This is a genomic window from Mesorhizobium sp. A623, assembly GCF_054489405.1.
The window spans coordinates 1-1,456 of the sequence record NZ_JBTMXB010000107.1; the positions used below are offsets into that span (position 1 = coordinate 1).

Below are 1,456 nucleotides of genomic sequence, written 5' to 3' on the forward strand. Positions count from 1 at the left end.
CCGGAACAAGGAATGCCGGTCGAGAAGATATCCAGCGGCTTCCGTTCGGCGCGATACCGCCGCCCGGCACGATCATGGTGGGTCATCGCCGATCCCCAGGTGTGGAGCACGGCGGTGATGCCGATGCGTGCGCCGAGATGCTTCGGATCGGCGGCGATGGTCAGCATCGTCTCCGATGCCGCCTTGAACAACAGGTCGTAGACCAGCGCCTTGTTGTGCCAGGCGGCGTGTAGATGAACATGCCTGTCGCGGTGTAGTGGCGGCCGGGCTTCGGACGTTCGGATCGGCCAAGAAGACCTTTGCCGAATAGCCGGTGAACTCGAGATCGGTGCCGGTGAAGCCTATCCCGGCCGCCTTTCGCACGACGCTGCGCGCACCATCGCAGCCGATCAGCCATTGCGCCCGAAACACTTCGCCACCCGCGTGAACGGTCACTCGGTCGTCCGATTGCTCGAGGCCGTTGACACCGCAGCCGCGCCGGATTTCGACGTTCGAGGCCTCCGCTCGCGCGGAAAGGACGGCCTCGATGCTCGTCATGTCCGCCGCGAAGTTGCTGACAGGGCCGGGTATGCGCCAAGGCCAGTTCGCACTGTCAATCTGGTCGTGGAAGAACTGGATGCCCGCGAAGTGGCCACCGGGCCGGCGCGGCTGCTTCATCCAATGTGCTGCCGCCGGGACATCACGGCTGGCCACACGATCCTTGAGGGGTTCCAGCAGACCGCGGCGGTCGAAGCTCTCGACGGTTGGTACGGAAAGGCCGCGCAGTCCGAACGGCAGTCCCTTTAACGGCGAATGCGGATCCTTCGCGCGTTCGAGAACCAGCACCGAGCAGCCTGCGAGCCACAGCTCGCAGGCGAGAAACAAGCCAACCGGGCCGCCGCCGGCGACGATCACGTCATAGGTATTGGCAGGGGATGTGTGCATGAGGATACTCCTTGGTCGATGTTCGACCGGAGCGTTCCTCGAACTCGAGATCCACACGGACGAACGCTGCAATGCCCGAAAGCATTCATTGTTCGTCGTGGGGACTTCTGGCACGAAGCCAAAAGCCAGAGCTTCCGTTACCAGAAGGACTTGGGCTTACCGAACCAAGTCGGCCTTTTCCGACATGCAGAACATAGCCCCGTGGCACTGGCGGCGCAACGGCTACGTCGGCCGGTCGGTCTCTGAGGGCAGCTTCGGGTAATGGGGACTGTGGGTATCGAACGACCACGATTGGGTCGAACTTTGCCGGATCTCGAACCCAACGCCGCAGCCGCATGCAGGATGTGGGTGGGAAGGCGACCGTCTGCTTTTAGCAGCGAGTGCGCCATACCCGACATTCAATTCATACATTGCTGTCGCAGACGTTTCCCTGACTTTTCAGTGCAGACGATCTTGCCGCGAAACTCAGAGTCGGACTCGAAAAGGCTTCAACTACATCCATATCTTGCAAGGCGTCTGGTGAGCATGCGGA

Annotated in this window: 2 pseudogenes; both read right to left on the minus strand. The window is 61.7% G+C overall.

Annotation, left to right across the window (positions count from 1 at the left end):
• Positions 1-224 (minus strand): annotated as a pseudogene (locus tag ACX3P1_RS28050) (transposase); the annotation flags it as partial.
• A pseudogene (locus ACX3P1_RS28055) lies at positions 215-924 on the minus strand (FAD-dependent oxidoreductase); the annotation flags it as partial. The pseudogenes ACX3P1_RS28055 and ACX3P1_RS28050, both read right to left, overlap by 10 nt.
• Positions 925-1,456: the final 532 nt, after the last annotated feature.